This window comes from Micromonospora sp. DT178 (assembly GCF_049841695.1).
Taxonomy (GTDB): Bacteria; Actinomycetota; Actinomycetes; order Mycobacteriales; family Micromonosporaceae; genus Micromonospora.
In genome coordinates this window covers 1-24,789 of record NZ_JBNCKV010000001.1, presented here as the reverse complement: position 1 = coordinate 24,789, position 24,789 = coordinate 1, and the positions used below count along the sequence as shown (strand labels likewise).

23 protein-coding genes and 1 pseudogene are annotated in these 24,789 nt (G+C 74.4%); 11 read left to right on the top strand and 13 right to left on the bottom strand.

Annotated features, from left to right (window positions below):
- Positions 1 to 13 precede the first annotated feature (13 nt).
- Entirely contained in the window at positions 14 to 1,195 is a 1,182-nt protein-coding gene (locus tag ACLQ22_RS00120) for a type VII secretion protein EccE (RefSeq protein WP_425690500.1), read from the bottom strand.
- Between the two features lie 151 nt (positions 1,196 to 1,346).
- Between ACLQ22_RS00120 and eccB the strand changes: the two genes are divergently transcribed.
- From eccB to ACLQ22_RS00075, 9 genes are all read left to right on the top strand, one after another.
- Entirely contained in the window at positions 1,347 to 2,894 is a 1,548-nt protein-coding gene (gene eccB / locus ACLQ22_RS00115; RefSeq protein WP_425690499.1) for a type VII secretion protein EccB, read from the top strand.
- A 107-nt stretch (positions 2,895 to 3,001) separates the two neighbouring features.
- Entirely contained in the window at positions 3,002 to 3,370 is a 369-nt protein-coding gene (locus ACLQ22_RS00110) for a hypothetical protein (protein WP_121396959.1), read from the top strand.
- Positions 3,363 to 4,640, top strand: coding sequence for a WXG100 family type VII secretion target (locus ACLQ22_RS00105; RefSeq protein WP_425690498.1), 1,278 nt, complete (start codon positions 3,363 to 3,365; stop codon positions 4,638 to 4,640). Before ACLQ22_RS00110 ends, ACLQ22_RS00105 begins: the two co-directional genes overlap by 8 nt.
- A gap of 188 nt (positions 4,641 to 4,828) precedes the next feature.
- Positions 4,829 to 5,221, top strand: a complete 393-nt coding sequence (locus tag ACLQ22_RS00100; RefSeq protein WP_425690497.1) for a hypothetical protein — start codon at positions 4,829 to 4,831, stop codon at positions 5,219 to 5,221.
- 247 nt (positions 5,222 to 5,468) lie between these two features.
- Positions 5,469 to 6,287 carry a hypothetical protein gene (locus ACLQ22_RS00095; protein WP_425690496.1) on the top strand — a complete coding sequence of 273 codons (819 nt, stop codon included), beginning with the start codon at positions 5,469 to 5,471 and terminating at the stop codon, positions 6,285 to 6,287.
- Between the two features lie 46 nt (positions 6,288 to 6,333).
- A complete protein-coding gene (locus tag ACLQ22_RS00090) occupies positions 6,334 to 6,666 on the top strand; it encodes a DUF1232 domain-containing protein (RefSeq protein WP_425690495.1) in 333 nt (110 codons plus the stop codon).
- Positions 6,667 to 6,696: 30 nt separating this feature from the next.
- Positions 6,697 to 7,104 (top strand): pyridoxamine 5'-phosphate oxidase family protein, encoded by a 408-nt coding sequence (locus ACLQ22_RS00085; RefSeq protein WP_425690494.1) that lies wholly within the window; start codon positions 6,697 to 6,699, stop codon positions 7,102 to 7,104.
- A gap of 336 nt (positions 7,105 to 7,440) precedes the next feature.
- Positions 7,441 to 8,112: a C39 family peptidase gene (locus ACLQ22_RS00080; RefSeq protein WP_425690493.1), complete on the top strand. Its 672-nt coding sequence runs from the start codon at positions 7,441 to 7,443 to the stop codon at positions 8,110 to 8,112.
- Between the two features lie 220 nt (positions 8,113 to 8,332).
- Positions 8,333 to 8,935: a hemerythrin domain-containing protein gene (locus ACLQ22_RS00075; protein ID WP_425690492.1), complete on the top strand. Its 603-nt coding sequence runs from the start codon at positions 8,333 to 8,335 to the stop codon at positions 8,933 to 8,935.
- Between the two features lie 160 nt (positions 8,936 to 9,095).
- Here the strand turns inward: ACLQ22_RS00075 and ACLQ22_RS00070 are convergent, their stop codons facing one another.
- The 3 genes from ACLQ22_RS00070 to ACLQ22_RS00060 all read right to left on the bottom strand — a co-directional run bounded on the left by ACLQ22_RS00070 (position 9,096) and on the right by ACLQ22_RS00060 (position 10,919).
- A complete protein-coding gene (locus ACLQ22_RS00070) occupies positions 9,096 to 9,332 on the bottom strand; it encodes a ferredoxin (RefSeq protein ID WP_366641088.1) in 237 nt (78 codons plus the stop codon).
- A gap of 4 nt (positions 9,333 to 9,336) precedes the next feature.
- Positions 9,337 to 10,542, bottom strand: coding sequence for a cytochrome P450 (locus tag ACLQ22_RS00065; RefSeq protein WP_425690491.1), 1,206 nt, complete (start codon positions 10,540 to 10,542; stop codon positions 9,337 to 9,339).
- A gap of 194 nt (positions 10,543 to 10,736) precedes the next feature.
- Positions 10,737 to 10,919, bottom strand: a complete 183-nt coding sequence (locus ACLQ22_RS00060) for an antitoxin (RefSeq protein WP_425690490.1) — start codon at positions 10,917 to 10,919, stop codon at positions 10,737 to 10,739.
- A gap of 202 nt (positions 10,920 to 11,121) precedes the next feature.
- Here ACLQ22_RS00060 and ACLQ22_RS00055 point away from each other — a divergent pair, with 202 nt between their 5' ends.
- Positions 11,122 to 12,252 carry an AI-2E family transporter gene (locus ACLQ22_RS00055; protein WP_425690489.1) on the top strand — a complete coding sequence of 377 codons (1,131 nt, stop codon included), beginning with the start codon at positions 11,122 to 11,124 and terminating at the stop codon, positions 12,250 to 12,252.
- Between the two features lie 137 nt (positions 12,253 to 12,389).
- Here ACLQ22_RS00055 and ACLQ22_RS00050 read toward each other — a convergent pair whose 3' ends face one another.
- A complete protein-coding gene (locus tag ACLQ22_RS00050) occupies positions 12,390 to 13,049 on the bottom strand; it encodes a dienelactone hydrolase family protein (protein ID WP_425690488.1) in 660 nt (219 codons plus the stop codon).
- Positions 13,050 to 13,220: 171 nt separating this feature from the next.
- Between ACLQ22_RS00050 and ACLQ22_RS00045 the strand changes: the two genes are divergently transcribed.
- Positions 13,221 to 13,400, top strand: coding sequence for a hypothetical protein (locus ACLQ22_RS00045; RefSeq protein ID WP_132231888.1), 180 nt, complete (start codon positions 13,221 to 13,223; stop codon positions 13,398 to 13,400).
- Positions 13,401 to 13,690: 290 nt separating this feature from the next.
- Here the strand turns inward: ACLQ22_RS00045 and ACLQ22_RS00040 are convergent, their stop codons facing one another.
- The 8 genes and pseudogenes from ACLQ22_RS00040 to ACLQ22_RS00005 form a co-directional block, all read right to left on the bottom strand.
- A complete protein-coding gene (locus tag ACLQ22_RS00040; RefSeq protein WP_425690487.1) occupies positions 13,691 to 16,063 on the bottom strand; it encodes a glycoside hydrolase family 65 protein in 2,373 nt (790 codons plus the stop codon).
- Entirely contained in the window at positions 16,060 to 16,812 is a 753-nt protein-coding gene (locus tag ACLQ22_RS00035; protein WP_425690486.1) for an HAD family hydrolase, read from the bottom strand. Before ACLQ22_RS00035 ends, ACLQ22_RS00040 begins: the two co-directional genes overlap by 4 nt.
- Positions 16,813 to 16,873: 61 nt before the next feature.
- Positions 16,874 to 17,338 carry a DUF4442 domain-containing protein gene (locus tag ACLQ22_RS00030; RefSeq protein WP_366641094.1) on the bottom strand — a complete coding sequence of 155 codons (465 nt, stop codon included), beginning with the start codon at positions 17,336 to 17,338 and terminating at the stop codon, positions 16,874 to 16,876.
- Between the two features lie 46 nt (positions 17,339 to 17,384).
- Positions 17,385 to 18,680, bottom strand: coding sequence for an ABC transporter ATP-binding protein (locus tag ACLQ22_RS00025; protein ID WP_425690485.1), 1,296 nt, complete (start codon positions 18,678 to 18,680; stop codon positions 17,385 to 17,387).
- Positions 18,681 to 18,815: 135 nt separating this feature from the next.
- Positions 18,816 to 21,077, bottom strand: coding sequence for a bifunctional glycosyltransferase/CDP-glycerol:glycerophosphate glycerophosphotransferase (locus ACLQ22_RS00020; protein WP_425690484.1), 2,262 nt, complete (start codon positions 21,075 to 21,077; stop codon positions 18,816 to 18,818).
- 16 nt (positions 21,078 to 21,093) lie between these two features.
- On the bottom strand, positions 21,094 to 23,067 hold the full coding sequence (locus ACLQ22_RS00015) for a DUF5941 domain-containing protein (protein WP_425690483.1): 1,974 nt from the start codon (positions 23,065 to 23,067) through the stop codon (positions 21,094 to 21,096).
- Positions 23,064 to 23,669 (bottom strand): annotated as a pseudogene (locus ACLQ22_RS00010) (ABC transporter ATP-binding protein); the annotation flags it as partial. The gene ACLQ22_RS00015 and the pseudogene ACLQ22_RS00010, both read right to left, overlap by 4 nt.
- 143 nt (positions 23,670 to 23,812) lie before the next feature.
- Positions 23,813 to 24,640 (bottom strand): ABC transporter permease, encoded by an 828-nt coding sequence (locus ACLQ22_RS00005; protein ID WP_425690482.1) that lies wholly within the window; start codon positions 24,638 to 24,640, stop codon positions 23,813 to 23,815.
- Between the last annotated feature and the right edge of the window lie 149 nt (positions 24,641 to 24,789).

Here is a 24,789-nt window from a genome sequence, read left to right as displayed (position 1 = left end):
TTCGGCCCCGCTCTCAGTCGGTCGGGTGCAGGGTCGTGACGATGGTGGCCACCGGGGCGGTGGCGTAGACGCCGGGACCGTGCTGGCCGTCCACCGGGCGGGCCGGGGCGCCGGACCGGCGGGCCACCTCGCGCACCGCCTTGACCAGCGCCTCCACGTGATCGTCGAGCGCCGCCACACGCAGCATCGGCGGGGCGACGCGCCCGCCCGGCAGCACCGCGACGGCCAGGGTGTGCGAGGGGGCGGACGTCGCCGTCACCGCGTCCACCAGCGGGCCGAACGGCGCGTCGGCCCGGGGCCGCAGGACCAGGCAACGCTGGGTCCAGCCGCCGCCGCGCAGCCCCGTCCAGGTCTCCGCCGGCGGCGCCGGCGCCAGGTCCAGCCCGGCCGCGGAGACCACCGCCGCGCGCAGCTCGTCGCGGCTGAGGGGGCGGTGGGCGAGCCCGGCCGCGGTCAGCGCCTTGCCCAGCCGACCGATGCCGGCGGAGAGCGTGCGGTGCACGCCGGGCATGCCCCCGCCCCGGCTGACGGTCTCGACGCGGGCGTCCCGTACGGAGAGCCGCAGCGCCAGCCAGACCGTCCGGTGGGCCGCGGGCGGCGCTCCCGGTGCCGGGTACCAGACCAGGGTGTGCGAGACGACCTGGGCGCGGGTGACCGGGCCGGTGAAGTCAGCGAGCACCCGCAGTGCCCGGTCCATCACCGACGCCTCGACCGAACCGGCGGGAGCCCCGGCGTGGCCCTGCAACGCCACCGCCGCGAACCAGCCCTGCGCGTCCTGCCCGATGCCGAGGCGGGTGCCGCGGTCCGTGAGTTCGGTCACAGTCAGCTCCGGGGCCAGGGGCGCCAACCTGGGGTCGGTCCCGCCACCGGCCGCCACGGTGCTCCTGGCCGCCTCCCGGCGCCGCCGCAGCCGCCGACGCAGCAGCAGGTCCTCGTACCACCAGCGGCCGCCCCGGCGGGCGAAGGCCGCGCCCACCACCGCCAGCGACAGCACCCCGACGACGGCGGCGAGCCAGACCGGCCCGCCCAGCGCCGCCCAGACGGCCAGGGCGCAGAGTTCCAGCACCACGAGCTGCCCCACGGCCACGGGCCCGATCCGACCACGGTCGCGCCGGTCGGCCGGGACGACCGGCCGCTGGGCGACGCCGGACGGCTGCGGTGCCGGACGACCGGGTGGCGCCTGAACCTGCGTCATCGCTGACAGTCCTTTCTGGACGGCGGAGCGTCCGCCGGATCGGGTCGGGCGCTGGTCCCGGTGACCCGTCGACGGCCCCTTATCGTAGGGAAGCCCGCGACACCGACTCGGACCTGCTCGTCGCGGACCCACCCCCCGCCGGAGGTAAGTCATGCGGACCCGCCGCGATCAGGTGCAGGCGTACCGCTTCGTCACCCGCCGGATCGTCTCGGCGCTGCTGTCGGGCGACCCGGAGACCAGCAACCTGCCGATGCGGCGGCTCGGCATGGCGGTCTTCGGCAGCGTCATCGCCGCGGCCGTGGTGCTCGGTGGCGTCGGCGCGTACGGGCAGTTCACCGGCAACACGGCGCCGCTGGAGCCGAACACCCTGGTGATCGAGCGGGAGACCGGGGCGACGTACGTCTTCGTCGACGGGCAGCTGCACCCCACCCTCAACTACGCCTCGGCCCGACTGATCATCAACGAGCCGGCCCCGCAGGTGCGCACGATGTCCCAGGCGTCGATCCGGGACCGGCCCCGGGGCCGTACGGTCGGCATCGTCGGCGCCCCCGACGCGCTGCCGGACCGGAAGTCGTTGACGGGCCTGCCCTGGTCCGTCTGCGACGTGCCGGACCCGGCCGATCCCCGCCGTTCCGGCACCCGGGTGGTGATCGACCGACCGCTGCCCGGTGGCGCGCCGCTCGGCGACCGGGCCGTGCTGGTGGAGGCCGACGGCCAGCGGCACCTGCTCACCGGCGACACGCGGTTGCAGGTGACGGGCGGCGACTCCGCGCTCGCCGCGCTGCGGATGGCCAACGCGCCCCGCCTGCCCGTGGGGCAGCAGTTGCTCAACGCCGTGCCCGCCGGGCCGGTCCTGCGCAAGCCGGCGATCGCCGGCGAGGACGAGGCCAGCACCCTCACCGAGCGCCCGGCCAAGGTCGGTCAGGTCTTCCGGGCGGCCGGCCAGCATTACGTGCTCACCCGGGAGGGCCTCTCCGCGATCGGCGAGATCAGCGCGCTGCTGCTGCTGCGCGACGGCGGTCAGGTCACCGACATCACCCCGGCGCAGGCCGGCAAGCTGCTGACCGACCAGCGGGCGGAGGAGGCCGGGATGCCGCAGGCCCTGCCCGCGCTGCACCCGGTCACCGCGGGCCGGACGGCGGTCTGCGCGACCTACCGGGCGGGCGCCGACGGCGGGCCGCCCACCACCACGCTGGAGGTCTTCGACCGCGTGCCGGCGGAGCTGGCCGCGCCCGGCGGGGTGCCCGTGCGGCAGAGCGCGCGCGACGGCGTGCGTACCGCCGAGGGCGTGCTGCTGCCCGGCGGCAAGGGCGTGCTCGTGCAGGCCACGCCCGGCTCCGGCGAGAGCGGCACGGCCGCCCCCGGCGCGACCGTGCATCTGATCAGCGCCCAGGGCGTCCGCTACCCGCTCGGCGTCGGCGCCATGGCGGCGCTGGGCTACGAGGGGGTCACCCCGCTGGCCGTACCCGCGTCGCTGCTGGCCCTGGTGCCCACGGGGCCGACGCTCTCGCGCGACGACGCGCTCGCCCACTTCGCGCCCGGGCCCGCGGTGTCGGCCCCGGCGGTCGCCCCGGCGAAGCCGACGGCCAGCCCCACTCCGGAGAAGTCCGGCGCGTCGGCGACGCCCTCCGACGAGCCCGATTCCGGGTCGCCGGCCCCGTCCGGCACGTCCTCGCCGAGCCCGGAGACGGACGGCTGAGCACCCACCCGGTGGATCGACACCGGTGGCGGGTCGCCCGAGTCGCACCCGTCGACTAACCTGAGCCCTGCCAACGGTTATCGACGATGACGTACGGGGATGCTGCCATGACCGGGCGCACGACAGTCGACCTGCTGTCCCTGGAAGACTTCCACCAGAAGTTGGCCCACCGGCTGACCGAGGCGGAGAAGGCGTTGCGGAAGCTGAGCACCGAGATGCAGTGCCGGCCCCCGGCGCTGGGCTCGTTCGCCGACGCCACCGAGAACTCCCGCCGCTACTCCGACATCCACCAGTCCTACGTGGACCAGGTCGACCGGCTGCGTGCGGCGGTGAAGGCGGCGCAGAGCGCCACCGCGACGATCCTGGCCAACTACCGCACCGCCGAGGAGCGCAACGCGGCCAACTCCGCCGACATCGCCGCCGCGCTCAACGGGGTGGACGACGCGTTGAAGCGGAAGGAGGATCCGCGTGTCTGAGTACACCCAGCGCTACCAGCACGTCAGCCACCAGCAGCTCTACGACGGCGTGATGGCCGGCCAGCCCGGCCAGATCGACGGCGTCGCCGCGCAGTGGACGGCGCTCAAGGGCATGCTCGACGGGCTGTCCCGCGAGCTCAGCGGCGACCTCGACAAACTCGCCAACACCTGGACGGGCTCGGCCTCGCAGGAGTTCCAGCGGCGGTTGACGCTCGTCACCGACTACGCCGACAAGCTCGGCGAGGGCATGGCGGACGTGAGCCGGGGCCTGACCCTGATGGCCGGCGAGCTGCGCACCGCCCGCGAGCAGGCGGAGAGCCCGGCCGAGACCGATGACCACGACCAGGCGCTCTCCGGCGCGGCCAAGGGCGCCGTGTTCGGCGTGCCGGGCATCGTGGTCGGCGGACTGCTGGGTCACCAACAGGACAAGGCCGAGCAGGAGAAGGCGCACCAGCGCATGGTCAACGTGGTGGCCGAGCTGGCCGCCGGCTACGACCTCTCCGCCTACGGCCGGCTCGTTTCGCCGCCGCCACCGCACCCGGACACGCCCGGCACGACCAGCCGCGATTCCTCGACGACCCCGCGCAGCGGCCCGAGCGCCGGCACGCCGACGGCCGCGCCGAAGACCTCCGGCCTCGCCGGGCAGCCGGGCGGCGCCACCGTCGCGGCCCCCGACCGGCCGAGTTCCGGACCGGGCGGCGGCGGAACCGGGACGCTCGTCCCGGGCGCCGTCGGCGGCGGACACCCGGGCGGCGGCGGCATCGGCGGCACGGTCGACGGCGCGCCCGGCGGCGTCACGCCCGGCACCTCCCTCGCCGGTGCCACGGTGCTGACCGGCACGGCCCCCACGACGGGCCCCGTCGGACTGGGCGGCACCTCGACGGCCTCGGCCGGCACCGGGGCGGGCCTCCAGTTCGGCCCCCAGGGCGGCGTGCTCGGCACCGGAGCCCTCGCGGCGAGCGGTAACGCACCGGCCACGGCGGTCCGGTCCGCCGGCGGCACCCCGGTGGCGGACAACCGGTCCGCGACCGGGATGGGCCGGCGCTTCGACAACGGGGCACGACAGGGCGCCGCCGGCGACCGGGCGGTCAGCGGGACGGGGCGTGCAGGCGGCGCTCGTGGCGGGGCGAACCGCCCCGGCGTCCTGGGCGGCGTTCAGGGCGCCAACGACGACGACACCGACGGCCGGCTGACCTGGCTGACGGAGGACGACATGGTCTGGGGGGACGGCGCCGCCGCCGCTCCGCCCGTGCTCGGCACCGACAGCTGACGCGACCAGCACGACGACGGCCCACCCGGCGGGCGTACCACCGGGTGGGCCGTCGCACGTGCGGCATCGGTCCCGGCGGGCGCGGTCGCACCCGCCCGACGATCCTTTTCGGACATCGTGGCGGCGGTCACCCGATCCCGGGTCGTCGGCGCGCTGCGGGAGCCGGGCCCGGACGATAGGTTGGACGGGTGCCTCACGTAGCGTCCCTCGACCCGTTCTGGTCGGTGACGCTGCGCTCCCTGCGTGAGCTGACCCGGCTGGCGATCGCCGCGCTGGTGCTCGCCGTGGGCCTCGGGGGCGCGTCCGCCGCCCCGGCACCGTCCGCCGGCGCACCGGCCGCCGTCACCGTTCCGGCCGCCGTCACCGCCGCCGCTCCGACCGTCGCGGGCGCCCGGCTCACCCCACCGCTGTCGCGCCGCGAGCCGACGGCCGAGCAGGTCGACGGCTTCGCCGCCCCGCCGGCGGTCCGGCGCGACGACACTCCGGCCGACACCTCCGCCGTGGCGGTCGCCCGCCAGGACGGCCCCGCCCGCGACCCCGGCCGGGGCGTCCCCGCCCGGCGCGGTCCGCCCGCCGCCTGACCGTCGGCCACCGGCTCCGCATCCGGGGTCGCCGGCCGCGACGGACCGCCGTCACGCGGCGTCCGTCCGCCCCGGCCCCCCCTGCTCCGGCCACACGTCACCGGCGTTCACCCGTCGGGCCGTCGCCGTCCGTCGCCGGAGCGGCCACCGCCGCGGTACGCCCCGCACGCGCGCCCACGATGCCCACCCGCCCGTACGCCGGGCACAGACCCTGTCGATTCCCTCGATCGACCGCGAGGTGCTGACCATGGAAAACGTGTTCTCCTCCGTCCTGCTCGACGTGCCCCGGGCCGCCGTGATCTGGCTGAGCCTGCTCGGCGTCGTCGCCGTCACCGTGGCCGGTCTGCTGCTGCGTCCCGGCCGGTTCCGCTTCGACGCCGGCTCCCGCATCCGGCGCGCCGCGATGCCGAGCGAGCTGGAACGGGCCGAGGAGGCGCGCGAACGTTCCCGGTACGCCGGTGAGGTCTCGGTCGCCGCGGAACGGGCCGCCACCACCGCCGCCCGGCTGCGGGCCGAGTGGCTGTCCGCGCAGGAGGAGGTCGAGGCGGCCTGGCAGGCGTACGAGGCCGCCGAGGCGGACGTCCGCCGGCTGGCGGTCGCCGAGGCGATGCCCCTTCCGCGTACCGTCCGGACGCCCGCCGAGTACGCCGAGCGCGAGCGCTTCCTGCACCGGGCCGCCCTCGACGCGTACTGGCGCAAGGAGCTGTCGGTGGAGCAGCTCAGCGACGTCTTCGCGCACCGCGACGGCTGGGACCCCCGGCTGCACCCGGTCGAGCAGGAGCTGGTGCTGCGCCGGGCGGTACGGGACAACCTGCTCGCCCGGCAGCGGGCGGCCCGGGAGCGGGAGCAGGCCGCGTGGCGGGCCGCGGAGACCGCCGCCGAGGCGGCGCGCAGCCTGCGGGACGAGGCGTTCGCCGCGGTCAACCGCCGCCCCGAGGAGTCGCAGTCGCTGCTGCCGCTGGTCGAGGGCGCCGGGGTGGCGGAGCAGACCCGGGAGTTCCCGGCGGTGACCGGCCGCGAGGTGCCGGCGGTGGCCCGGGGCCGGGCGGCGGTCCCCGCGTACTGACCGGCAGAGCCGGGCGGAACCGGTCCCGCTGGGCTAGCGTGACGGCATGTCCAGGGAGGCGTGGGTTCTCGTCGGCGTCGTGGCGGTCGCCACGCTGGCCGGCGCGGTGGTGCTGGCCGTCCGCGTGATCCGCACCCGCCGCCTGCTCGGCACGCTCGGGCTGAACGGCAAGCTCACCTTCTACGGCGCGCTGCTCTACACCGTCCTGCCGATCGACCTGATTCCCGACCCCATCTACCTGGACGACATGGCGGTGCTGACCGGCGCGCTGCTCTACCTCGGCCGGCTGGTCCGGCAGCGCCGCGCCGCGAAGCCACCGCTGCCCGGGGCACCCGACGCGCCGTCCGCCCCCGACCGGGCGCACCGCCGCGTGCCATGATCGGTGCCGCGCGCGAGACGGGGGACGGACATGGCCGGTGACCACCGGTTGGCACCCCACGACGAGCGGGTCGTGGCGTTCTGCCGGGAACGGCATTTGGCCACGTTGACCACCCTGCGCCCGGACGGCACCCCGCACGTCGTCCCGGTGGGGGTCACCTTCGACGCGTCGACCGGCCTGGCCCGCGTGATCACCGGCGGCGCGTCCCGCAAGGCGCGGCACGTCGCCGCCGCCGGTCCCGGGGGCGCCCCGGTGGCCGTCTGCCATGTCGACGGGCGACGCTGGCTCACCATCGAGGGGCGGGCCGTCGTGCGCTCCGACCGGACGGCCGTCGCCGAGGCCGAGCGCCGGTACGCCGAGCGCTACCGGATGCCCCGCCCCAATCCCGACCGGGTGGTCATCGAGATCGCGGTGACCCGCCTGCTGGGCAGCCTGTGACCGGATGACCGGTTCGTCCCGTCGCGTGCCGCCCACGTACGCCTGACCGGTCCGTCCCGTCCCGCGCGACACACCGGCGCGGCGACCCCGGCGGGGGTGTGACGCGGGGCTCCCGTACGCCGGAATCCTGCCGCCCGTGGCCCGGTTGAACCTCGACGTGCGGCCGGTACGCCCCGGTCGAGGGCCGGAATGCCCGCCGGAGCAGGGCCGTTGCATCCCTGAGTACGCCCGTGGGCCGACCGCTCCGGGCCGTCGAATTCCCCGAGCCGAGCGCCTTTCCCGGTGCTGTGCGCCCCGGTCCCCCCGGAGGCGTCGACCCCCGATTGGAGCCCGACCATGAATCCGATCGTCCAGAAGAGCGGCCTCTCCGTCGCCGGCCTGCTGGTGGCCGGCGGATGCCTCGCGGGCCCGGCGGTGACCGCCCAGGCGGCGCCGGCCGCGACCACCCCGGTCGGTGCGGTGCACACGGGCGACCGCGCCGCCAAGGACGGCCGCGCCGACCGGCGTGCCGAGCGCACCGTGCGCATCGAGTACCAGGCGCAGCCCAACTTCTACTACTGCGGCCCGGCCGCGACCCGGATCGCCCTGTCGGCGCTGGGCAGGGCGCTCACCCAGGACGAGGTCGCGAAGAAGCTGGGCACCACCGAGGCCGGCACCGACTCGGCCCTGGACATCACCCGCGTGCTCAACGAGCTGACCGGCGGCGGGTACCGGACCACCGAGATCCCGGATCCGGTGGCCAAGCCGGAGCAGGTCGACCGGCTGCGGTCCGACGTCGTCGCGGCCCTGGACAAGGGCCGGCCGGTGGTGGCCAACATCAAGGGCACCGCCGTCGACACCGTCGGCAACCCGCACTCGTACGAGGGCGGGCACTACCTGACCCTGGTGGGCTACCGGGACGGCGGTGACCTGATCCGGATCGCCGACCCGGCCGCCCCCGAGGGCGAGTACTGGATGACCCTGGAGAAGGTCGCCAACTGGATCGCCGAGCGCGGCTACTCGTCCTGATCCGACCCCGACGAGGGCCGGCCCTTCCGCGAGGGCCGGCCCTCGGCCCTTTCGCGTGACAGGCGCCCTGCCTGGGCGGGGCCGGCGAGACGGTGGCGAAGGCCGGCGACGGCGAGCCCGTGATCCGGGTCGGCGACGCATCGATGGCCGGTGGGTTCGGTCGACGGTTCCCGGGTACCTGGCCCACAGCCGACCGTTCCGCAACCGGTAAGGGGCAGACATGACCAACCCACAGGACACCAGGAGTCAGGACGTGGTGGACGTCCTGACCGCCGACCACCGTGAGGTCGAGGCACTCTTCGTGCAGTTGGAGAGCCGGCAGGGCACCCCCGAGCACCGCCGGCAGCTGGCCGACGTGGTGATCGCCGAGTTGGTCCGGCACGCCGTCGCCGAGGAGATGCACGTCTATCCGACCGCCCGCAAGGCGCTGCCGGACGGCGACCAGATCGCCGAGCACGAGATCTCCGAGCACGCCGACGCCGAGCGGACCATGAAGGAGCTGGAGTCGGTCGACCCGTCCGACCCGCGCTTCGACGAGCTGCTGGCGCACCTGACGAGCACGATCCGGCACCACGTCAAGGACGAGGAGTCGGACCTCTTCCCCCGCCTGCGCGCCGCGGTCGCCGCCGAGGAGATGGTCGAGCTGGCCGGGAAGGTGGAGGCGGCCAAGAAGACCGCCCCGACCCGACCGCACCCGGCCGCGCCCGACCGGCCGCCGGCGAACCGGCTGCTCAACCCCGGCGCCGGTCTGGTGGACCGGATGCGGGACGCGCTGAGCGGCCGCACCACGTCAACTGCGGAGCTGGGCCAGAACCAGCGCTGACCGCAACCGCTCATGGTGGCCACGCCCGGCCCGGGGCGTGGCCACCGTCGTCCCGCCGGCCGGCCGCAGGTCTCCGGCCGCTGACCGCCGGGCCGGCCCACGTCTCCGGCCTCTGGCCGCCGGGCCGGCTCAGGGCTCGGTCGCTGGCCGCTGGGGCTGCTCAGGGCTCCGGCGCGATCCGGTGCAGGCCGTCCGCCTCGGACACGATGACCGCCTCCATCGGGCAGGAGTCCGCGGCGTCCACCAACGCGTCGTCCGGCGCCACCCGCTCGGCCAGCGGGCGGGCCAACCCGTCCACCAGCACGAAGTGCCCCGGCGCGGTGCCCGCGCAGATCCCCGACCCGATGCACCGGGTCGGGTCCACGTGTACCCGCCACTGCTCGTTCGTCGCACTCATCGGTTCACCAACTCACCGGCATGGCCACCAGCCCCCGGACCAGCAGGCCGCTCTTCCAGGTCAGCTCGGATTCCGGCACGGCCAGCCTCAGGTCGGGCGTGCGGGCGATCAGCGTCTCCAGGACGACCTGCAGCTCCATCCGGGCGAGCTGCGCGCCGACGCAGTGGTGCGCCCCGTGCCCGAAGCCGAGGTGGGGGTTGGCCTGTCGGGTCACGTCGAGCCGGTCCGCGTCGGCGAACACCGTCTCGTCCCGGTTGGCCGACGAGATCGACACCACCACCGGCTCGCCGGCCCGTACCAGCACGCCGCCGAGCTCGACGTCCTCCAACGCGTAGCGGGCGAAGGCCGAGGACGCGCCGAGCGGCACGAACCGCATCAGCTCCTCGACGGCCGCCGGCACGAGGTCGGGCCGCGATCGCAGCCGGGCCCACTCGTCCGGGTGGGTGAGCAGGGCGTACACGAAGTTGGGGATCTGGGTCACCGTCGTCTCGTGCCCGGCGGCGAGCAGTCCGGCGGCCAGGCGTACGACCTCGTCCTCGGCGAGCCGGTCGTCGGCGTCGCGGGCCCGGACCATCGCGCCGAGCAGGTCGTCGGTGGGTTGCTCGCGCCGCCGCGCGATCAGCTCGCCCATGTACGCGAAGAGGCTGTCGATGTACTCCTGGGCCTGCTCCGGGCTCAGCGACGTGGTCGACACGATCGCCTCGGACCAGGTGTGGAAGCGGTCCTGGTCGGCCACGGGAACGCCGAGCAGGTCACAGATGACCCGGATCGGCAGCGGGGTGGCCAGGTGCTCCACCAGGTCGGCCGGCGGACCGGCGGCGAGCATGCCGTCCACCAGCTCGTGGGCCACCTCACTGGTCCGGGGCCGCAACTCCTCCACCCGCCGGGCGGTGAACGCCTTCGCCACCAGCCGACGCAGCCGGGTGTGCTCCGGCGGGTCCATCGACAGGATCCCGCCCTCCTGCTGCCGTGGCGAGTTGCGGGGCTCGTCCCGGTCCACCGAGGCGGCCCGGCTGAACCGCGGGTCGCCGAGCACGGTCCGGACGTCGGCGTGCCGGGTGGCGAGCCAGGCCGGCTCGCCGAACGGCATCCGGATCCGGGTGAGCGGTTCGTCCCGGCGCAGCCGGGCGTAGCGCGGGTCGAGATTGAGCCGGTCGGGGTCGCTGAACGGATAGCGGTGGGGGACGGTCGTCTCGGGGGCCTCGGTCACCGGATGACTTCCTCTCGTCACGGCGCCCCAAGGGGAGGGCACCGGTCCGGTCGGGGACGACTCCACGTTGAGTCATGTTCCGACTGCGGATAGTAGCGAGAGTGGTCGATCCTTGGCTAGCGGTACGCGTCGATCCGTCAGGAAGCGACATCCCGGGCCACCCGTGCGGGGCGACCCGGGACGCCACGAAGGGTTCAGCGGACCTCGTCGCCCTCGCCGGTGCGCGCCTGGGCCTGGTCTACGCCCTTGTCGATCTGCTCGTCGTACTTGCCGCCCGTGCGCTTGTCGGCCATGTCGCCGCCCTTCTCCAGGCCCTGGTCGACCTGCTTGTCGTGCTTGTCGGCGAAGTCCTTGGCCTTGTCCATGAAGTCGCTCATCGGGGTCCTCCTCGAATGCGGGTCCGATCTCTGCCTTCCCTGGGTCCAGGGGCGCAAACGCGACGGAGAAGCCGCCGGAGGGCGCTCGGGAAACGACCGGTCGTCCCCGACGCCTCGGCCGCCCATCTAGCGTGAAAGGGGACGCGGGTGTCGGAGGGACGCCGGCCGGGTACCGACTCGCCGGAGATCGAGGAGGGCCGACGTGGTCGCAGACGATGCCGGGCGTACGCCCGAGGGAACGACGGGCCGGGGCGCGGGCTCCCGCCAGACCTGGGCCGCGCTCCCGTGGCTGGTCCGCTCGGCCGTGACGTGGAGCGCCTGCCTGGTGGTGATCGTCGCCGGCCTGTACCTGCTGGGGAAGATCGCGGTGCTGCTCGCGCCGCTGGCCATCGCGCTGGCCGTCACCATCTTCCTCGCCGCGCTGCTCGACCCGGTGCAGCTCGCGCTGCGCCGGCTCCACCTGCCCGCCGCACTGGCCGCCCTGCTCACCGTACTGCTGCTGCTCGGCCTGCTGTTCGGCGTCGGCGCGCTGGTGTGGAGCCTCACCGCCAACCAGTTCAGCGAGCTGAGCCAGGAGCTGGTGCAGGGCCTGCAACGGACCCGGGACTTCGTGACCTCGACGCTGCCGGTCAGCGACCGACAGCTCGACCAGCTGCTCGACCAGGCCCGCCAGGGGCTCGGGCAGGGCTCGGTCGACCCGGTCTCCGGCGCCAGGACGGCCGCGGAGGTGCTCGGTTCGGCGCTGCTCGCGCTCGTCCTGCTGTTCTTCCTGCTCAAGGACGGCAGGTCCATGTGGCGCTGGACGCTGTCCCGGACGACCGGGCCGAACCGGGAGGTCACCGCCGAGGCGGGCCGGGTGGGTTGGCGGACGCTCGGCGCGTACAGCCGGGGCACGATGATGATCGCCACGATCGACGCGATCGGCATCGGTCTGGCGCTCGTGGTGCTCCGGGTACCGCTGGCCTTTCCGCTCGCGCTCATCACCTTCTTCGGCGGCTTCATCCCGATCATCGGGGCGACCGTGGCCGGCGCCGTGGCGGTGCTTGTCGCGCTCGCGGCGAAGGGGCCCGTGACCGCGCTGCTCGTCCTCGCCGCCGTGATCACCGTCCAGCAGGTCGAGGGCAACCTGCTGGAGCCGCTGATCATGAAGCGTCAGGTACGCCTGCACCCGGCGGTGATCCTGGTGGCGGTGACCGCCGGCACCCTGATCGCCGGCATCGCCGGGGCCTTCGTCTCGGTGCCGATCACCGCCGTCGTCTGGCGGGTCATCGACACCATCCAGCAACACCGCCAGCGCCAGACACCCGCACCCCCGCCACCAACCCCCGCCTGACCCCCGGCCCACCCCGTCCCACCCCGGCCCCGGTTCACCCCGGTGATCATGAGGTTTGCGGCGGTAATGGAGATCCACTTCGCCGCAAACCTCATGATCAACGCACGTGGGGCGGGCGGGTGGGGAGGTGGGTGGCCTCAGTGGGGGGTGGGGAGGTGGGTGGTGAACCAGTCGGCGGCGCTGTGGGCCACCTGTTCCAGGGTGCCGGGCTCCTCGAAGAGGTGGGTCGCCCCCGGGATGATCGTCAGCTCGGCCGTGTCCGGCAGCGCCTCCTGCGCCTGCTCGTTGAGCATGATCACCTGCTCGTCCAGGCCACCGACCAGCAGCAGCGTGGGCGCGCGTACCTGGTCGAGTGCGGCGCCGGCCAGGTCGGGACGGCCGCCCCGGGAGACGACCGCGCCGACGAGGTCCGGTCGGGCCGCGGCCGCCACCAGGGCGGCGGCGGCCCCGGTGCTGGCCCCGAACAGCCCGATCGGCACCGCGCCGAGGGGTCGCTCCGCCGCCAGCCAGTCCACGATCGCGGCGAGCCGACGGGCGAGCAGGGGGATGTCGAAGCGCAGCTCGGCCGTCCGGGCATCCACCTGGTCCTCGGCCGGCGTCAGCAGGTCGACCAGCACGGTGCCGAGGGCGCTGCGGTTGAGCACGTGCGCCACGGCCGTGTTGCGCGGGCTGTGCCGGGAGCTGCCGCTGCCGTGCGCGAAGAGCACCACGCCGGCCGGATCCGCCGGGACCAGCAGGTCGGCCGGGAGTTCGGCGTCCCCCGCCGGGATCGCCACCGCACTACTGCGCACGTCCATCTCGCCTCCGTACGTCCTCGGTCGTCCCCCGTTCCGGCCGCATACCCGTCCCCGACCCCGGCAAGCCGCCCCGACGCCCCCGGCGTTTGTCGCCGGAGGGCCCCGGGTAGGCGGCGGGTGACCGCAGACCGTACCGGCGCAACCGCGCCCCGACGGATCGCGAGGATCGCCATGGCGCAGCAGCAGCGAGAGACCCGGCAGCAGACCACCGACCGGGACCGGCGGGAACAGGACACCGAACGCGGCCGGGACTGGGCGGACGACGCCGCCCAGGCGCGCACGGCCGACGACCCGCGGGCGATGGCGCCCCGCGACGCGGCGGACCGCCCGTCACAGGGCAGGCCGCTCTGACCGACGCCGCCGGCCGCCGGTCACACTGCGGGCCACGCCGACCGACCCCAACCGGGCCGCCGGTCACAGTGCGGGCCACGCCGACCGACCCCACCGGGCCGACCGGCACCGCGCGGGCCACGCCGACCGGCACCACCAGGCCGACCGACACCGCGCGGGGCACGCCGACCGGCACCGCGCAGGCCATGCCGACCGGCACCGCGTGGGCCACGCCGACCGGCACCGCCGGCCGTCCGTGACAGGGCCCTACGCCGCCGGCCCGCCGTCGTCGACGGCGGGCCGGCGGTCGGTCACGGCTCGTTCTCCGGCAGGCGGAGCAGGGGAGCCCGGCCGGGGGCCTGCTCCGGGGCCGGGCCCGACACCTCCGCCGTGGGGATCGGCATCGTCACGGGCTCCCCGCAGGTGACCCGGACCGGCTCACCGTGGTGCCGCAACTCCAGCATGTCGCCCGGGTCGCCGTGACGCAGCGCGTACGTGGTCTGGTCCGGCCGGACGTCGACCCGCAGCCGCATCCCGCGCCACTGCAGCGAGAACTCCAGCCGTTCCAGCCGGCTGGACAGCCGTGGCGCGAAGGAGAGGTTGCCGTCGTGGTCGCGGAGCCCGCCGAACCCGGCCACCAGGGCGATCCACGCGCCGGCGAGCGAGGCCATGTGCACGCCGTCGCGGGTGTTCTCGTTGAGGTCGTGCAGGTCCATCAGCGCGGCCTCGCGCAGGTAGACGTGCGCCAGTTCGGGGTGGCCCACCTCGGCGGCCAGCACCGACTGGGTGCACGCCGACAGCGAGGAGTCGCGCACCGTACGCCGCTCGTAGTAGAGGAAGTTGCGCAGCTTCTGCTCCGGCGTGAAGGCGTCGCCGCGCCAGTGCATGGCCAGGACCAGGTCCGCCTGCTTGACGACCTGCTTGCGGTAGAGGTCGAAGTACGGGTAGTGCAGCAGCAGCGGGTACTTCTCCGGCGGCGTGTGCGCGAAGTCCCACTCCTGGAGCCGGGTGAATCCCTCCACCTGCTCGTGGACGTCGATCTCCTCGTCGTACGGGATGTGCATGGACGCCGCCGCGTCCCGCCAGGCCGCCGCCTCCTCGTCGGTGACGCCGAGGTGGAACGCCTCGTCCCGGTAGCGCATCACCGCGTCGGCCGCGCTGATCAGGTTCCGCTGCGCCATCAGGTTGGTGTAGATGTTGTCGTTCTTCACCGCCGTGTACTCGTCGGGGCCGGTGACCCCGTCGATGTGGAACTGGCCGTGCCGGTCGTGGTGGCCCAGCGACCGCCACAGCCGGGCGGTCTCCACCAGCAGTTCCAGCCCGATCTCGCGTTCCAGTTCGGTGTCCTGGGTGACCTGGACGTAGCGCCGCAGCGCGTCGGCGACGCCGGCGGCGATGTGGAAGGCCGCGGTGCCGGCCGGCCAGTACCCCGACGACTCCGGCCCCTCGATGGTGCGCCAGGGGAACGCCGCGCCCTCCAGGTTGAGCGTCCGGGCCCGCTCCTGCGCGGCGGCCAGGGTGCCGTGCCGCCAGTGCAGCGCGTCCCGCACGGCGGCCGGCTGCGTGTAGGTGAGCACCGGCAGGACGAACATCTCCGTGTCCCAGAACGCGTGCCCGTCGTACCCCGGGCCGGTCAGGCCCTTCGCGGCGATGGGCCGCCGCTCCGCCCGGGAGCCGGCCTGGAGGACGTGGAACATGCCGAACCGGACGGCCTGCTGGATCTCCGGGTCGCCCTCCACCACCACGTCGGCGGCGTCCCAGAACTCGTCGAGGTATTCGCGCTGCTCGCGGCGGAGCCCGTCCCAGCCGTCGAGCCGTGCCCCCGTCAGGGCGGCCTCGACCTGGTCGCGCATCGCCGGCAGCGACCGGCGGCTCGACCAGCCGTACGCGAGGTACTTGACCACGCGCAGCGTCTCGCCGGGCCGGAGCACGCACCCGATCGTGGTACGCACCCAGTCCTCGTACCCCTCGGACTGGCTGGTCGTGCGCCCCGGGGCGTAGACCTCGTGTTCCATGGCGGCGGCCACCCGCAGCCCGGAGACCTTGGTCCGGTGGATCAGCAGCCCGCCGTCGGCGGTGGTGAGTTCCTCCTCGGCCTGCAACGGCGACTCCAGCACGGCCGCGACCCGCGGGTCCTTGCTCTGCGCGGGCAGCGCCTCGTTCGCCACCAGTTCCGACTGGAGGATCAGCCGCAGCGGGCCGTCCACCGCCTCGACCTCGTAGTCGATGGCGGCGACGGCGCGCTGGGTGAACGAGACGAGCCGGGTGCTGCGGACCTTGATCTCGCGCCCGGCCGGGGAGCGCCAGTGCAGCTCCCGGTGCAGGGTGCCGGCGCGCAGGTCGAGGACCCGTTCGTGGGCGAGCAGTTCGCCGTAGCGGACGTCGAGCGGCTCGTCGTCGACCAGCAGCCGGATCAGCTTGCCGTTGGTCACGTTGACGACCGTCTGGCCGGACTCGGGGAACCCGAAGCCGGCCTCGGCGTACGGCAGCGGGCGCAGCTCGTAGAAGGAGTTGAGGTACGTGCCGGGCAGGCCGTGCGGCTCCCCCTCGTCGAGGTTGCCACGCAGCCCGACGTGCCCGTTGGAGAGGGCGAAGACCGACTCGGACTGGGCCAGGACGTCCATGTCCAGCCGGGTCTCCCGGACGTGCCACGGCTCGACCGGATAGGCCCGTTCCCGGATCACGTGGGTCGCCCGGGGTCGAGCAGGTCGGCGAGGTCGGTGACCACGACATCGGCGCCGTGGGCCAGCAGCTCGGCGGCCTGACCGACCCGGTCCACCCCGATCACGTACCCGAATCCGCCAGCGCGGCCGGCGGCGACCCCGGCGAGGGCGTCCTCGAAGACGGCGGCGTCGCGCGGTTCGACCCCGAGCAGTCTCGCGCCGGCCAGGAACGTGTCCGGCTCGGGCTTGCCGCGCAGCCCCTCGGCGCGGGCGACGATCCCGTCCACCCGCGCCTCCAGCAGCGGTTCCAGCCCGGCGGCGGCGACCACCTCCCGGCCGTTCGCGCTGGCCGTGACGACCGCCCGGCGCAGGCCGGCGGCGGTGGCCGCCTCCAGGTACGCGACGGAGCCGGGGTAGACGTCCACGCCGTGGGTGCGCAGCCGATCCAGCAGCAGCACGTTCTTGCTGTTGCCGACCCCGTTGACGGTGTCGGCGTCCGGCGGGTCGTCGGGCGAGCCCTCGGGCAGCACGATGCCCCGGGAGGCGAGGAAGGTGCGCACCCCGTCGGCGCGCGGCCGGCCGTCGACGTAACGGTTGTAGTCCGGCCCGGGGTCGAACGGACGGAACTCCCCGCCCGTGGTGGCGGCGTGGCGGCGCAGGAAGCCGTCGAACGTCTCGGTCCAGGCGGCGTTGTGCACCCGGGCGGTCTGCGTCAGCACACCGTCCAGATCGAAGAGACAGGCGGTCACGTGAGCAGGCAGGCCCAACACGGTACGAATCTATCCAGACCTCCGTGCCCGCAAACCGCTTTCGGTCCGCTTGCCGCCCGGCTCAGTTCGGGCGCAGCGTCCAGACCACTGTCATCCCGCCGGTCGGCTTGCCCTCCTCGGTGGCGATCTCCACCTGGACGGGGAACTCCGGCCGGCGGCCGGACTCCAGTTCCGCGACCACCTCGGCGACCGGCCGGTCGAGGCGCGCGGTGGCCCGGACGGCGCCCATGGCCAGCTTCCGGTACGCGATCTCGGCCCGCACCGCCAGCGGCGTGGCCCGGTCGAGCAGGTGCCCGAACGCGGCCAGCACGACCGCGCCGGAGGCGGTCTCACCGAGGGTGAACATGGCCCCGGCGTGCGGGCCGCCGACGTGGTTGTGGGTGGCCGGCGAGTCGGGCAGCCGGACGGTCACCCGTACCCCGCCCTCCGCCTCGGGGGCCACTTCGACGAATTCGATGCCGAGCGTGCGGGCGAACGGCACAGCCTCCAGCATGCCGGCCGCCACCTGGCGCGAGTCGATGGTCATGGCCCGACGTTACTAGCCGGTAACTTTCTCGGCAAGGACTACCCCGTCAGCGCCAGCCCACGTCGATCCGGTCGCCGCGCTCGTCGAAGAAGTGCAGCGCGTCCATGCGTACGGAGACGGCCAGGGGGTGACCGGCGGCGATCCCCGGGTACGGCGCGAGCCGGACCGCGAGCTCGGCGGGGCGCCGGTGGTGCCGGCCCGGGTCGTTGAGCACGCTGGTGCGGGTGGCGGCCACCGGGGCGGCCTTCTCCTCGGCGGCGCGCCCGGTGAGCCGCTGCATCACCTGCCCGAAGCGGCGCAGCCCGCGCTGGCCGGTGGGCGCCTCGGCCCGGGTGCCCATCTCGTCCACCACGATCGCGGTGGCCCCGATGTCGAGGAAGGCGAGCGACTCGTGCCCGTGGTGCTCCAGGTAGCGGATGCGGCCGTGCAGCACGGCGCCCTGGGTGTCCGGCGCGACCGGGGTGAGCGCCTCGGCCCGCATCCCGACCACGATCCGCTCACCGTGGTAGTGCGCGACCGCCCGGCTGCGGATGTCGTCCCACGGCAGGTGCAGCGCCTGGTCGCCGAGGGTGAGGGTGACGTAGCGGTCGAGGTGGACGTAGACCGAGGCCTCCAGCAGGTTCATCCGCGGGCTACCGAGGAACGCGGCCACGTAGAGGGTGGCCGGCCGGCCGTACACCTGGGTGGGGGTGCCGACGTCCTGGAGCACGCCCTTGCGCATGATGGCGACCCGGTCGGCCATGGTCAGCGCCTCGGCCTGGTCGTGGGTGACGTAGATGGTGGTGACGCCCAGCTCCCGGGTCAGGCCGGAGATCTCCGCGCGCAGCTCGGCCCGGAGCCCGCTGTCGAGGTTCGACAGCGGCTCGTCCATCAGGAACAGGCCCGGGCGGCGCACGATCGCCCGGCCCATCGCGACCCGCTGGCGCTGCCCGCCGGAGAGCTGGCTGGGCTTGCGGCCGAGCACGTCGCCGATGCCGAGCGCGCTGGCCACGTCGGTGACCCGCTCGCCACGCGGTTCGGGCTCCAACCCGGCCAGCTTGAGCGGGAAGGCGATGTTGTCGCCGACGGTCATGTGCGGGTAGAGCGCGAAGTCCTGGAAGACCATGGCGATCTTCCGGTCGCGCGGCGGCAGGTCGTTGGCCAGCTCGCCGTCGAGCATCACCGCGCCCGACGTCGGGTCCTCCAGCCCCGCCACCATCCGCAGCACCGTGGACTTGCCACAGCCCGACGGGCCGAGCAGCACCATGAACTCGCCGTCGTCGACGTCGAGATTGACGCTGTCGACGGCGAGGGTGCCGTCCCTGAACACCTTCGTGACGTCCTTGAGCGCGACGGTTGTCACCGTGCCCTCCCCCCACCTCGTCGGCCGAACCCCGAATGACTGTGACGAGGATCATGCGGTTCGCACATCGGGTAAACGTGCCATGTTCGGCTTGTGACGGCCCTGTGACGCCCACCCGGCGGGACGAGCACACCGTCAGCGGGCTCCGCCTCCCGTCGGCGCCGCCGGGGCCAGCGCGCCGGCTCCCCGCGCCGACCTGCCGGCCGTGGCCGGCTCGCCGAGGAAGACCCGACGGACCACCCGCTCGGCGGCGTGGCCGTCGTCGAGCGCGCAGAACCGGGCCCGGAACCGCTGCCGGGCCGTGCGCGCCGCCGCCGAGTCGACCCCGCCGGCGCGGAACAGGTCGAGCAGGTCGGCGAAGCTGGTGGCCACCGCGCCCGGCGGCTCCGCGGTCACGTCGAAGTAGACGCCGCGGGCCAGCCGGTACGCCTCCCAGTCGGGGGCGTAGAGGACGATCGGCCGGTCGAGCACGGCGTAGTCGAACATCGCCGAGGAGTAGTCCGTGATCAGCACGTCCGCGACGAGGTAGAGGTCCTCCACGTGCGGATGGCCGCTCACGTCGCGTACCCGGTCCCGGTCCGCGGGGCGCCGGGCGCGTCGGTCCCGGTCGTGGAAGTAGTGGCTGCGGATCAGCAGCCGGCCGGCCGGGCCGAGCACGTCGAGCAGCCGCTCCGGGTCGAACGGCGGCCGGTAGCCGGGCAGGTGCTCCCGGTGCGTCGGGGCGTACAGGACGACCTGTTCGCCGGGCCCGAGGCCGAACCCGGCACGCAGCCGGAGCACCTCCTCGGTGGTCGCGGTGACCAGCCGGTCGTTGCGCGGGTAGCCGACCTCCAACGTCGTGTACGCGGCCGGGTACGCGCGCTCCCACATCTGGCTGGAGAAGCTGTTCGCGCTGACGCTGTAGTCCCAGCGGTCCACCCGGCGCAGCAGCCCGGCGAAGTCCATCCCGACCGCGCCGACCGGGTACCGCTGCTGGTCGAGCCCCATCACCTTCACCGGCGTGCCGTGGTGGGTCTGGACGTGCACCGTGCCCCGCCGCTTGCGGACGAAGTCCGGGAAGTTGACGTTGTTGACCAACCAGCGCGCCCGGGCCAGCGCCCGGTAGTACGCGGGCGTCCCGGCGACCACGTACGCGACGCCCTCGGGCACGGTGTGCACGCGGTCGCGCCGGACGATCCACACCCCGCGGATCTCCGGCGCCAGCCGCCGGGCCGCCTCGAAGACGGCCGCCGGGTTGTCCGAGTACCCGCGGTACCAGTAGGCCGCGTAGACGGCCAGCATCGGGTCGACCGGCCGGCGCAGCTCGGCCCGGTAGTACTCGCGCAGCAGGGCGTCCCGGGCCAGCCGCGCCGCGTGCCGGGCCGGGGGCGCGACCCGCCGCTTCGCGCTCCGCGCGGTACGCCGGGCGACGTCCCGCGCGCGGTAGGCGGTGCGCAGCGCGCTGAAGGTACGCCACCGGCCGGCGGCCACCAGCCGGTGCTTGAGCCCCTCCGCGCCGGCCGGCGCCGGATAGCCGCCGGGGGGCAGCCAGCGCGCGTGGTCGGCGGTGATCTGGGCGAAGAAGGCCGGCCGCAGCCCGGGGTCGATCCGTTCCCCGTTGCCGAGCACGCTCAGGTAGTGCCAGATCATCCGCTCGAACAGCGCGGGGCGCAGGTCGTCGACCGCCGGTCCCCAGGCGTCCATCAGCCGGAACACCCGGTGCCACTGGTCGAAGACCTCGAAGTGCCGCTCGCCCCTGGTCCGGGTGATCGCCCCGGTGCGGCGCTGCCGGTAGTTGACGCAGACCCGGTCCAGCACGCCGATCCGCTCGGCGGCCATCAGCACCGGGTAGCTGAACGAGACGTCCTCGTACCAGCCGGGGGCGAAGCGCAGCCCCTCGTCGAGCAGGAACCGCCGGCGGACCACCCGGTTCCACGCGGTGTGCAGCAGCCGGAGCGTCTCGGGCCGCTCCCGCAGCCGGAAGGTCTCCTCGCCGGGCGGCTCCGGGAACACCTCCGCCATCGCGCTGCGGCTGGTGGTGTCGTTCCAGTGCGTCCGGACGTGGTCGACCAGGAGCACGTCGGGGCGGGTGGCGCGGAGGCGCCCGACCACCTCCGTGAGGCACTCGGGGGCGAGCCAGTCGTCGCCGTCGACGAACCAGACGTACTCCCCGGCGGCCCGGTCCAGCCCGATGTTGCGGGCCGGACCGAGCCCGACGTTCTCCGTCAGCCGGACGGCGTGCATCCGCGGGTCGCGGGCCGCGTACTCGGTGAGGATCTCGCCGCTGTCGTCCGGCGAGCAGTCGTCGACACCGATCACCTCGATGTCGGCGACGGGCTGCCCGAGGATCGAGTCCAGGCATTCGCGCAGGTAGCCCTGCACCCGGTAGGCCGGCACGACGAAGCTGATCAGTGTCATCGGCCGGCCCCTGTCGTCAGCCCGGCGAGCGACCTCCCGCGCCGACCAGGCCCACCGACGCCCGCGCGGCGCGGGCGGGCAGGACGACCCAGGCGAGGGCGACACTCCCCACGAAAACCACGAGAAGGTACGTACTGAGTGTAGCCATCCCGATACCCGCAAAACCGGCTATCGCCGCCAGGGCCAGCAGCACCGACCGGCCCTCCCAGCCCAGCGTGCCGCCGTGCAGCGGCGGGGCGGACTGCCGCTTCTCCAGCCGCGCGGTCAGGTCGTAGTGGTGCAGGGTCAGCACGAAGACGTACCCGAAGATCAGCCACGGCGGCACGTCGCCGACCACCCCCACCGCGATGGCGAAGAGGTACTCCCCCGCCCGCAGCGCGGCCGGCACCAGCCAGTCCAGCGGCCCGGCGTGCGCCGCGCCGGCGCCCAGCCCGGCGGCCAGCAGCACCAGCAGCGCGACCGGCACCGCCCACCGCAGCCCCTCCGACCCGTCGCGGGTCAGCAACGCCGCCACCAGCAGCGCCGCCGGGCCCAACGCCGCGACGACCGCCAGCGTCAGCGGCCCCACCGGCCGGAGCACCGGCAGGAGCCGGCCCAGCGGCCCGTCGTCGCGGTGCAGGGTGGCGTCGACCGTGTCCAGCACCGGCACCCGCATCCAGCGGGCCCGCAGCGTGCGCAGCGCCCCGGTGTACGCGAAGGCCAGCACCCCCCAGGCCAGCACCGCGTAGAGGCTGACCAGCGGGCCGAACAGTGCCACGGTGATCGCGATCAGCGCCCACCGCTCCCCGATCGGGAAGACCACCGTGCGCTTCAGCCAGTACGACACCGAACCCGTGTCGGCCTGCACCCGGTTGGAGGCGGCGTTCAGCTTGTCGCCGATGCCGCCGCCGGAGGTGCCGACCGCCTTCGGCCGGCGGGCCGCCTCGTCGTGCAGCACGCCGTACCAGGTGTCCGTCATGTGCCGGACGGTCTGCAGGGTGATCGCGGCGATCGCCAGCGCCCAGCCGTACCGGAAACCGGTCTGGGTGGCCCCGTAGCCGAGGCCGGCGTAGACCACGTACTCCTTCGCCCGGTCGGCCATCGTGTCCAGCCAGCCGCCCCAGGCGCTGAAGTGCCGGGTGTAGCGGGCGACCTGGCCGTCCACGCAGTCCAGCACGAAGCCGAGGTAGAGCAGCACCGCCCCGGCGACCAGCGCCAGCCGGCCGCCGGTGCCGAAGAGCACGGCGGCGGCCACCGCGAAGGCCACCGAGACCATCGTGACGGCGGTCGGGCCGAGCCCGAGCTTCGCCGACGCCTTCGTCACGTACGGCGACCAGGTGCTGACGAAGAAGGTGGTGAAGAAGTCGTCCCGCTCCTTCACCGAGAGCTTCAGCTCGGCCCGGTCCTCGTCGACGGCGGCCACGGCCGCCTCCGCGGCGGCCAGCCCCGCCGGGTCGCCCACCCGGTGCGCCACGAGCAGGCGTACGCGCTGGGCGAAGGTCAGCACGCCGCGCCCGGCGAGGCCGGCGAAGAGCCGGTCCACGGTGGGCCCGGCGACCGGCGGCGCGGCGGCGGCCGCGCGTGCGGCGGCGGCGAGCGACGGCAGGTCGCCGACGCCGACCCGCAGCGCCCCGCCGAACACGCCGGTGGCCCCGCCGTCCAGCGCCTCCGGCGGTCCGGCCCCGACCACCTGGCCGCGCTCCTCGCGCACGGCCGTGTGGCCGTCGCCGGGCGGGTCGGTGAGCACCAGGGCGACCGTCGGCCCGACGGGGCTGGTGGCCAGGTGCCGCAGTACGGCGGTGTGCGCGACTAGGTCGGCGCCGGTGACGAGCACCGGGTGCGTGGCCGCGTCGACGAGGGCGGCCAGCTCGCCCAGGTCGGCGGCGTGGCGCACCTCGTCCGCCCCGGCGCGCCGGAGCTGGTCGGCCAGCCGGTCGGCGAGGCGTTCGCCCGAGCGGGTCGGCAGGCTCGCGGCCGGGGCGTCGGCGGCGAGCACGATCGCGAGCGTCACCGCGGAACCGCGACGTGGTACGCGTGCAGCGCCTCGGCGATCGTGCCGTCGACGCCCACCCGGCCCCCGTCGAGGTACAACCCCCGACGGCAGAACCGGGTCAGGTCCTTTTCGTTGTGTGACACCAGCACCAGAGTGCGCCCCTCCCCGAGCAGACGGTCGATCGTCGCATAACACTTCTTGCGGAACTCCTCGTCCCCGACCGCGGTCACCTCGTCCATGAGCAGGATCGGGTGCGGCAGGTGCGAGATGATGGCGAAGCCGAGCCGGACCTTCATGCCGGACGAGTAGTGCCGCACCGACGTGTCGACGGCCCGCTCCACCTGCTCGCCCGCGAACGAGACGATGTCGTCGAAGTGTCGCCGCAGGTAGCCCGACGAGAGCCCGTGCAGGCCGCCGACCAGGTAGAGGTTCTCCCGCCCGGTCAGGTCGTTGGAGAACCCGGCCGAGAGCTCCAGCAGCGGCGCGACGTCCCCGCCCACCCGGATCCGGCCCTCGTCGGGGATGAGCACGCCGGCGATCAGCCGCAGCAGGGTGCTCTTGCCGGAGCCGTTGCGGCCGATCACGCCGACGGTCTCCCCGGCCCGGACCGAGAACGACACGTCCCGCAACGGCCAGAACCGGCCGTCGGCCGCAGCACGCCGCCCCCGGTGGATGAACAGCTCCCGCAGCCGCAACTGCCGCCGCCGGTTGCGGACGAACCGGATGCCGAGCCCCTCCGCCTCGATGATCGGGTCGGTCATCTCTACAGTTCCTTGAGCACGGCGGGTTCGAGCCGGCGGAACGACCACCAGCCGGCGGCCAGCACCAGCAGGCTGACACCGACGGTGGTGGCCAGCAGCCGGGTGTCCGGGAACTCGTCCGGATACCAGACCGCGTGGTGCAGCTGGAAGATTCCGACCAGCGGGTTCAGCTCGTAGGCGACCTTCAGCCAGCCCGGCAGGTCGGCGTCCCGCACGAGGCTCAGCGGATAGATGATCGGGGTGGCGTAGAAGAGCACCCGGATGACCAGCCGCATGAAGCGCTCGACGTCGCGCATCAGCACGTTGACCGCCGAGAGCAGCAGCGCCAGCCCGACCAGCAGGACAGCCTGCACCGCCACCGCGAGCGGCAGGGCCAGCAGCGACCAGCCCAGCTCGATCCGGCCGTACGCGGCGTAGCCGACGGCGATGGCCAGCAGGATCGGCAGGCCGGCGGCGTACTCGGCGAAGCGGCCGGTGACCCGGCCGATCGGGAAGACCTGCCGGGGCAGGTTCATTGTCGTGATCAGCCGGGCCTGGCCGGTCAGCGCGTTGGTCGCCTCGCTCAGCGCCGAACTGGTCCACATCCAGGCGAAGATCCCGGTGAGCAGGAACAGCGGGTACGAGTCGGCCGCGTCACCGAGGTGGCGGTTGGTGTCGCGGGAGTAGAGGACGCCGAAGACGAACCAGTAGATCGCCCCCATGCCGAGGGGCTCGATCAGCGACCAGAGGTACCCGAGCACGGACTGCTGGTACTTCACGGCGAGGTCGCGCCGGACGAGGATGCGCAGCGAGGTGCGGTGCGACCACAACGCCGCGACGCCAGAGGTCACCGCCGCCTCCCGCCTGACCGGACGGACGACAGGCTAGCAGTCGTGGAACGAACGCCCCCTCAGCACTCGATCACGTTGACGGCCAGTCCGCCGCGCGCCGTCTCCTTGTATTTCACCTTCATGTCCGCGCCGGTCTCGCGCATGGTCTT